Raw genomic sequence first — 8575 nt, 5'->3', positions numbered from 1 at the left:
GGCTGTGCAGGACCGTCTTTTCGCATGGATGCGAAAAGCGAGCCTACACGGACGTACTTGCGGCGTGTCCTGCACAGCCACCCCGCCCCAGCAACACATAGCCCTGCAGGCTTTTGCCTTTGCTTCAAAGCGGGCAGCCGGGCTGCAAGCCCGGCAAACCCAACCCACTACCCCCGCGGCTTCGCGGGATTCAGCAGGTTGCCGAAGAACAGCGCATTGACCAGCAACCGGTCCGTCCCGTGCCAGTACTTGCGGTGCGCCGGATCATCGGCAAACAGCACGACGTTGCCCTGCCCCTGCGGCGACACCAGCAACCACGCCGAACCGCTCACCCGCGCACGATTGCGCTCGGACAGATAACCATTTACACGCACCTGCTCGTCCACCCGCACCACCGTGGAAAACGGATTGGCGCTGGGCTGCAGCACCACCGCGTTTTCCTTGTTCACCGCCAACTGCCGGCGCGGCGTGCCGAAGCCCAGCGGATGGCTGGTGTCGATGTCCGCGCTCAGGATGTTGCCACTTACCCGCTCGATCGCCGCGATATCACGCTGGTCACCAAACGCCCTGCGCGATGCATCGGCGGTCTCTTCGTCCGCGCCCAGCTTCTCGCCATCAGCGAGCTTCTTCTCGATCGCCCAGCGCGATGCGGTGCCGTAAGTCACCAACGATCCGCCGGCCTGGATCCAGCGCTTCAGCGCGCCGACCGCCGCTTCATCCACGCCCTCGTACTTGCCACCGGACAACACGATCGAGGTGTAGCGGTCCAGCGATATTCTGCCCAGCTGCGAAGGGTCGATCTTGCTCGCCGGCAGCTGCAGCTGCTGGTCCAACAGGAACCATGCCGAGCCGATCTCGGTCGCGTTCACGCCCTCGCCCATCACCAGCGCCACCGCCGGCTTGCGCAGCGCCTTGACGCTGTCGCTGCCCAGGTCGATGCCGGCGCGGCTCTGGCCGCTGGCCAACGCGTAGGCCCGCACGCCGCTGTCCTTGGCCGCGGCCTGCACCGCGTCGAGCAGCGCGGCGCCCTGCAGCGGCTGGCCGGCGACCGGCACCACGATGCTGCCCGGGGCGAACGCCACCTCGCCGCCCGACGTGCCGGCGGTAAAGGCCTGGAATGCCACGCGCGTGGACAGGCCCTTGGCCTGCAGCGCATACAGCGCGCGGCCGGCGTTGTAGTCGCGCCAGTCGATCACGTACGCATAGCCGGCCTGGCCGCCCTGCACGCCCCCCTGCGCGTCCGCCACCGCGGTCACCCGTGCGCCCTCGCCGATGCGGCTCCTGCTGGCCGCGAAGGCCACGCCGTAGGCCGGCGCGATCGCATACGAGGTACTGCCGTAGAACACGTCGCCCTTGATCTGCGGGGTGTCGGCGAAGATCGAATGCACCAGCCGGAACTGCGGCTGCGCCGCCGGCACCACATAGGCACTGCCCGGTTCGAAACGGCGTCCGTCCACGGTTACCGCCGAGGCCAGCGCACGCACCTCGATCCGATGCAGCAGCAGCAGTTCCAGCAGCTTGCGGGTCAGCGCCGGATCATGCGCGTCGCCGAACACGAAGCTCTTCAACGGCTGCTGGCCGGCCTGCTTCAGCGCCGACTGGAAGAAGGATTTCTGCAGCGACAGCAGGCCTTCGCGCTCGGCGACGGCGCCGCGCACCGTGCCCAGCCCGGTGGCCACCTGGTTGCGGATGGTGAACGGGAAGGTCAACGGGCCGTTGACCGACTCCTGCACGCGTCCGCGCGAGCTCGCCTGTTCGACGGTGACCCCCACCGCGCCATGGAAATCCGGGTAGGTCGAGCCATACACCGGGGAGAAGTTGTCGTAGTTTTCACCGGTGTAGTACAGCGAACCCAGCGCGTCCAGCGAGGCGGCGTGGTACCTGGCGAGGGTCTTGTTGAACTCGTACGACGACGCCGGCAGCAGCGGGCTGTGCATGCTCTTCGGCGACGGTTCGAAGTAGTACGTGCTGTCCTTGCCCATCTCGTGGAAATCGATCTGGACGTTGGGATACCACTGGTGGAACACCTCGATCTTCGGTCGGCTGTCCTGCTGGGTCAGCGCCAGCCAGTCGCGGTTGAGGTCGGTGAAATAGTGGTTGGTGCGGCCCTGCGGGAACGGCTCCACGTGCTCCTTGTCGGCCGGATCAGCCGAGGCCGGGCTGGACGCATACGCGTTGTGCCAGTTCGCCGCGCGGTCGCGTCCATCCGGGTTCTGCGCCGGGTCGAACAGCACCACCGCGTTCTGCAGCCACTGCTGGGTTTCGGCGCTGCGGTTGGCCACCAGGTAGTAGGCGGTCAACATCGCTGCCTCGCCGCTGGACGTCTCGTTGCCGTGCACGCTGTAGCCCAGCCACACCACCACCGGACTGTCACCGGCGGCGCTGCGCGGCTGCGCTGGATCCACCAGCGTGGCGTGCTGCTGGCGCAGCGATTCCAACCGTGCGTGGTTCTGCGCACCGGTCAGCGTGGCGATCAGCAGCGGGCGGCCTTCGTAGCTGCGCCCGATCTCCTGCACCGTGATCTTGTCCGACAGCCTGGCCAGCTCCTTGAAATAGGCCACCAGCTGGTCATGCCGGGTGTAGCGGCTGCCGATTTCGTAGCCCAGGAACTGCTGCGGGGTGGGAATGGCCGGATCGAAATCCGCCGCCTGCGTGGCCTGCGGGAAGAAGTAGGCGCTCTGCGCCTGCACCGGCGCGGCGGGAAGCACGACCGCGGCGGCGGCGACGAACAGGGACAACAACACACTGCGATGGAAGGACACGACGATTCCCCATGGTTGAAGGCGCTGTAGCGCCAGTACAGCCCGGCCGGCCCCGCGGGGTGGCCGGCCGGCAGATCGGATGACGCGCGCGGGGCGGGTCAGAAGCGGTAGTCGAAGCCCACCGTGAAGTAGCGGCCGCGCAGGTCGTACTGGCTGAAGTCATACGGCGCACGGATGCCCGGGAACGAGGCGTCGTACGGCGGATCCTCGTCGCCCAGGTTCTGGATCTTCGCGTACAGGGTCAGCTGCTCGAAGCCGGTGTAGCCCACGTAGAGGTCGAACTGGCTGTAGGAATCCACGCGGTCCTGCACCGCCTGCGCGGTGGCGCTGGCCTTCTGGTCGTAGCCACTGGTGTAGTACCAGGTCAGCGCGGTGCGCACATCGCCATGGCTCCAGTCCAGCGTGGTGGTGGCCTTGTTCTTCGGCAGCGTGGCGCCCAGGTTGCTGCCGGCATAGTTCACCAGCGGTCCGCCGATCACGGTCGGGCGGCGGTAGTCGCGCACATGGGTATAGGCCGAACTCAGGTTGAAGGTCCCCAGGCGCTCGGTCGGGATGCGCTGGCGCAGCTCCACGTCGATGCCGGAAGTCTTCAGGTCGCTCAGGTTCTGGTAGCGGTTGTACACGGCCTGGATCTTGCCGCGGTCATCGCGCTGCACCGCGCCCGGCACGTCGTTGGTCACCAGGGTCTGGGTGTTGTTGGTGCCGACCAGGTTCTCCAGTTGGATCCTGTAGTAATCGACACTGAGGTTGGTGTTCGCCCACGGCGACAGCACCACGCCGAAGTTGTAGCTGCGCGTGCGTTCCGGCTTCAGCTCGGTGTTGCCGACGGTGAAGAAGGTCGGGTTCTGCCGCGAGCCGGGCAGGTCCGGGTCACGCGGGTCGACCACGCTGCCGTAGGAAATGCTGGTGCTGTCCGAGTTCTCGGAAAGCGACGGTGCGCGGAAGCCCTTCGATGCGGCGGCACGCACCAGCAGGAAGTCCAGCGGCTGCCAGCGCAGGCCCAGCTTGGGCGAGAACGCGTCGCCGAAGTCATCGTAGTGATCCGCGCGCGCGGCCACCGACAGTTCCAGCTTCGAGGCCAGCGGCACGATGGCTTCGGCGTAGGCGGCGCTGACCGTGCGCTCGCCGTGCACTTCGGCGATCGCCGGGCGCACCTGCAGGCCGGCATCGATCTGCCACGGATTGTTGGAATCCAGCTTCTCGCGGCGCCATTCAACGCCGGACGCAAAGCCGATCTCACCGGCCCAGGTGTGGCCGAGCGTGCCGGAAATCTTCGCATCGATGCCCTGCAGCTTGGATTCGGCCGGGCGCAGGGTGGCGATGTTGATGCCATCCAGCACCGACTGCGGGGTCGCCGACGGATCCAACAGGTTGTAGCTGCCGGTGGCCAGCGCATCGGCCAACGCCCAGCGGTTGGCGAAGCCGCCGGACACCGTCTCGCGCTCGCTGCTGCGTGCACCGAAGGCGCCCACTTCCCAGTCCCAGCGCGCGGTGCTGCCGCGCAGCCCGACCAGGCCACGGTAGGACTGCGAGCGGTTGGTCTTGATCGTGCCGCCAAGGTTGAAGAAGGTGTATTCGATCGGGATGGCGCGGCCGTACGGGTTGTACGGGTTGCCCGCCGGCAGGTTCGACGACACCGGCTCGGCCAGCCCGGTATCGGCGTTCAGCGCGAAGCGCCCGCTTTCCAGGGTGAAGAACGGGCTGCTGCCGAACCAGGACACGCCCTTGACCTCGCTGTACAGCACCTCGCCGAACGCTTCCACGTTGTCGCTCAGGCGGAAGGTGCCGTTGGCATAGGCCTGCCAGCGCTTGGTGGACGGAATCAGGGTGGTGTACGGCGCCTGGTTGAAACCGCAGGTGTCGCCGGCCAGGCCGTCGATCGGCGCACTGGCCACGCGGGTGGTGCCGTCCGGGCACTGCCCGTTGGCGTCCAGCATCGGCACCGACACCCCGTTGACCAGGTAGCGTGCGCCCTTGGCCGACCAGCCGTTCCAGCGGCCGCCGGGCTGGTCGCTGTAGATGCCGGACCGGGTCAGGTCACGCTCGTCCTGGTCCAGGCGATCGCGGTTGTAGGCTTCCAGGCTGACCAGGATGTTGTAGCCATCGGTCTCCAGGTCACCCAGGCCACCCACGAACTTCAGCTTGGTTTCGTCCAGCCCGCCCTGGTCGGCGGTGCCGACGCTGCCACCGATCTCCGCGCCCTGGTAGTTCTGTCGGGTGATGATGTTGACCACGCCGGCCACCGCATCCGAACCGTAGACCGCCGATGCGCCGTCCTTCAGCACTTCGATGCGTTCCACCGCGACCAGCGGCAGCGCATTGAGGTTGACGAAGGTGTCCGACAGCCCATTGGCCGGGAAGCCGTAGTTGGCGAGGCGACGGCCGTTGAGCAGCACCAGCGTGTTCTTCTGCGACAACCCGCGCAGGCCGATGCCGGCCGAACCGGAGGCCCAGCCGCTGTTGGAGGTTTCGTTGGCGGCGTTGCCGGTATTGGCGGAGATCGAACGCAGCACGTCGGCGACCGACGCCTTGCCGGTCGCTTCAAGCTGTTCGCGGCCGATCACCTGCACCGGATTGGCGGTTTCGGTGTCGGTGCGTTTGATGTTGGACCCGGTGACACGCACGGCGGCCAAGGTGCTGGCATCGCCACTGGCGGTGGTGTCGGCGGACGTTTCGGCGGCGGCAGGCAAAGGCGCGGCCAGGGCGGCGGCAAGGGCCGCCACGAGCAAGGTGTGCTGGGGCATGTCGAAATCGTGGGGATGGGTGGTGGTAACAGTTCCGCAGTAGCCCATGAATGGCTGCGGTACAGCCAATAACATCTCTTCATACGGATATAAGAGAAGCTAACATCTCTTCATCGCGATGGAAAGTAAGTTGTTGCCCATGAAACGGCTTTGTCGTCCCCGGACCGCTACAATCGCGGCATGGAAATCTTCAAAGTCTTCATGATCGAGGCAGCCCACCGGCTGCCGAACGTGCCCCCGGGCCACAAGTGCTCGCGCCTGCACGGGCATTCGTTCCGGGTGGAGCTGAAGGTGGAAGGCGAGCCCGGCGCGGAAACCGGCTGGATAATGGATTTCGGCGACGTCAAAGCCGCGTTCCAGCCGATCTACGACCGCTTGGACCACCACTACCTCAACGACATTCCCGGCCTGGAAAACCCGACCAGCGAGAACCTGGCGCAGTGGATCTGGCAGGAGCTCAAACCGGCGCTTCCGGAACTGAGTGAAATCACCGTGCATGAAACCTGCACCTCGGGATGCCGGTACCGGGGCCCCGCTGTCGGCTGATCAAGCGGTTGATCCTGAACGGGTTTTGCCTCCCGGCGAAAAATCCGGCCGATTCTGTTGCATTGCAGCACGAAAGGCGTATGCTGCATTGCAACAGGTCGCGAATCACCGGATTCCGGAGCCGCAGACCGCCAGGACACTGCATGGGTCCCTCCCCCCGTGCAGTCGCAGGACCCGACAGATCCCTCCCTCTGTCGGGTCCTTTTTTTTTGCCTAGGGCCGTGCCCGTGGCAGGGCGAACCGGAACGCTGCACCCTGCGCGGTCTCCAGCAGGACGATGTCGCGGCCGTGCAACTGCACGATGCGCTGCACGATCAGCAGGCCGAGTCCACCGTTGTCGCCACGCCGCGGCCCGAGCACTGCAGGCGCCTGGAACAAGGTGCCGCGCACCCCCGCATCGACGCCCGGACCGTCATCACTGACCGTGACCCATACGCTGTCCGCATCGGCCGCCAGCGCAACGTGCACGTGTCCCCCCTGCGGCGTGTGCCGCAGCGCGTTGTCGATCAGGTTGGTCAGCACCCGCTCCACCAGCCCGACATCGGCACGCACCAGCGGCAGTCCCTGCGGGAAGGCGGCATCCAGCCGCTGGCCTTTCGCCTGGGCGGACAACTCGAATTTCTGCAGCACGTCCTGCAGCAACTCCGGCAGGGCGAACGCTTCCCACTGCAGCTGCACCTGTCCGTGTTCCAGCCGCGCCAGCTCGAACAGCGCGCGTGCCAGTCCGCCGACCTTGGCACTCTGCGAAAGCGCGATTGAAAGATAGCGGCGGCGCTCTTCCACGCTCAATGTCGCCTCCTTCATCGCCAGTGTTTCCAGGTAGCCGTGCAGCGATGCCAGCGGGGTACGCAGGTCGTGCGAGATGTTGGCCACCATCTCGCGACGCTGCAGGTCCTGCTGCCGCAGCTGCTGCCACTGCTCGCCCAGCCGGTGTGCCATCTGTGCGTGGGCATGTTCCAGGATCAGCAGTTCGTCGTGCTCATCGGCCCGCAGGGCGGGCAGCGATGGCAGGTCGGTGGGCGCATCGATGTCGAAGGACTGGATGCGCCGGGTCAGTTCACGCAGCGGACGGGTGACCCAGTAGAACGCCACCAGCCCGGCCAGCATGCCCAGCACCGCAACCAGCGCCACCGACCACAGCATGGTCCGCCACTGGCTGCTCGCGGCCAGGTCGTCGGCCAGCATCTGCCGCTGTTCGCCCACCAGCACCACGTACACGTAACCCGCCGGCCTGCCCTGCACCACCAGCGGGGCCACGCTGAACACCTTGCGCCCGCGTTCGCTGCGCGGATCATCGCCGAGGATCGGCAGCGGCGCCCCGGCCAGCAGCGCCTGCAGCGGTGCCACGTCCACCCGGTCGCGATGCAGGTGGCCACTCGGCGCATCGTGGCCGAGCACGCGGCCCTGGTCATCCAGCAGGTACACCTCCACGCTGGGGTTGACCGCCATCAACTGGCCGAACAACGCGCGCACTTCCGGCTCGCGCATCCCGGCCTGGTCCATCAGCTCGCTGCGCTGGGCGATGTGCCCGGCCAGCCCCAGCGACAGGCGCTGCACCACTTCCTGCTCATGCCGCAGCGCCATCCGCATCTGCATGCCCAGCAGCGCCAGGCTGCACAGCACCAGCAACGCGGCGAACACCGCCGCCAGTTTCTGCCACAGGCGCAGTTTCATGCGTCGTCCCCGGCCGCGCCGACCAGCTTGTAACCGCGGCCCCACACCGTGAGGATCTGCTTCGGGTTGGCCGGGTCGGCTTCGATCTTGTTGCGCAGCCGGTTGATGTGGGTGTTGACCGTGTGCTCGTAGCCATCGTGGCCATAGCCCCACACCTGGTCCAGCAGCTCCGCGCGTGCGAACACCTGCCCCGGGTGGCGGGCGAAGAACAACAGCAGGTCGAACTCACGCGGGGTCAGCTCCAGTTCCCTGCCGGCGTGCAGCGCCACGCGCGCCAGCGGATCCAGCCGCAGGCTGCCCAGCTCGATCACCCCGGCGTCCAGCCGCGCGCTCTGCGCCATCGCCTCGGCACGCCGCAGCAACGCGCGCACGCGGGCCACCAGTTCGGGCATGGAGAAGGGTTTGGCGAGGTAGTCGTCGGCGCCCAGTTCCAGCCCGACGATGCGCTGGGTCTCGCTGCCGCGCGCACTGATGATGATGATCGGCACGTAGCGCGCCATCGCCCGCGCGCGGCGACAGATCTGCAGCCCGTCCACGCCGGGCAGCATCACGTCCAGTACCAGCGCATCCCACGGGCCGTCCTGTTCCAGCAGCCGCATGCCGTCATCACCGGTGGCGGCATGCACCACCGCATAGCCCTCATCGGCCAGGTGCAGGCGCAGCAGGTCGGCGATATGGACATCGTCTTCGACGATCAGGACACGCTGGGCGGCAGTCATGGAATCAGGGGCGGTCAGGAAGCGTAAGGACATTGTCAGCGCAGGCCGACCCGGATGTATCACGGAAAATTGAACTCTCCGTGAGGATTCGTTGATCTGCAGGGGCGCAGCATGGCCGCATCGTCCCTGC

The 8575-nt window shown here is 66.8% G+C and carries 5 protein-coding genes; 1 reads left to right on the top strand and 4 read right to left on the bottom strand.

What is annotated here, in order from left to right; genetic code table 11:
• Positions 1 to 167 precede the first annotated feature (167 nt).
• Positions 168 to 2762 carry a M14 family zinc carboxypeptidase gene (locus ABE522_RS15485; RefSeq protein ID WP_346592459.1) on the bottom strand — a complete coding sequence of 865 codons (2595 nt, stop codon included), beginning with the start codon at positions 2760 to 2762 and terminating at the stop codon, positions 168 to 170.
• A gap of 98 nt (positions 2763 to 2860) precedes the next feature.
• On the bottom strand, positions 2861 to 5506 hold the full coding sequence (locus ABE522_RS15480) for a TonB-dependent receptor (RefSeq protein WP_346592458.1): 2646 nt from the start codon (positions 5504 to 5506) through the stop codon (positions 2861 to 2863).
• Between the two features lie 180 nt (positions 5507 to 5686).
• Here ABE522_RS15480 and queD point away from each other — a divergent pair, with 180 nt between their 5' ends.
• Positions 5687 to 6052 carry a 6-carboxytetrahydropterin synthase QueD gene (gene queD, locus ABE522_RS15475; protein WP_346592457.1) on the top strand — a complete coding sequence of 122 codons (366 nt, stop codon included), beginning with the start codon at positions 5687 to 5689 and terminating at the stop codon, positions 6050 to 6052.
• Positions 6053 to 6265: 213 nt separating this feature from the next.
• Here the strand turns inward: queD and ABE522_RS15470 are convergent, their stop codons facing one another.
• Complete coding sequence (locus ABE522_RS15470; protein WP_346592456.1) at positions 6266 to 7726, bottom strand: sensor histidine kinase; 1461 nt, start codon at positions 7724 to 7726, stop codon at positions 6266 to 6268.
• A complete protein-coding gene (locus tag ABE522_RS15465; protein WP_346592455.1) occupies positions 7723 to 8445 on the bottom strand; it encodes a response regulator transcription factor in 723 nt (240 codons plus the stop codon). Before ABE522_RS15465 ends, ABE522_RS15470 begins: the two co-directional genes overlap by 4 nt.
• Positions 8446 to 8575 lie beyond the last annotated feature (130 nt).

The sequence above is a fragment of the Stenotrophomonas lacuserhaii genome (assembly GCF_039674585.1).
GTDB lineage: Bacteria > Pseudomonadota > Gammaproteobacteria > Xanthomonadales > Xanthomonadaceae > Stenotrophomonas > Stenotrophomonas pennii_A.
Note: the sequence above shows the minus strand (reverse complement) of the source record. Positions and strands in the feature narration are given on the sequence as shown.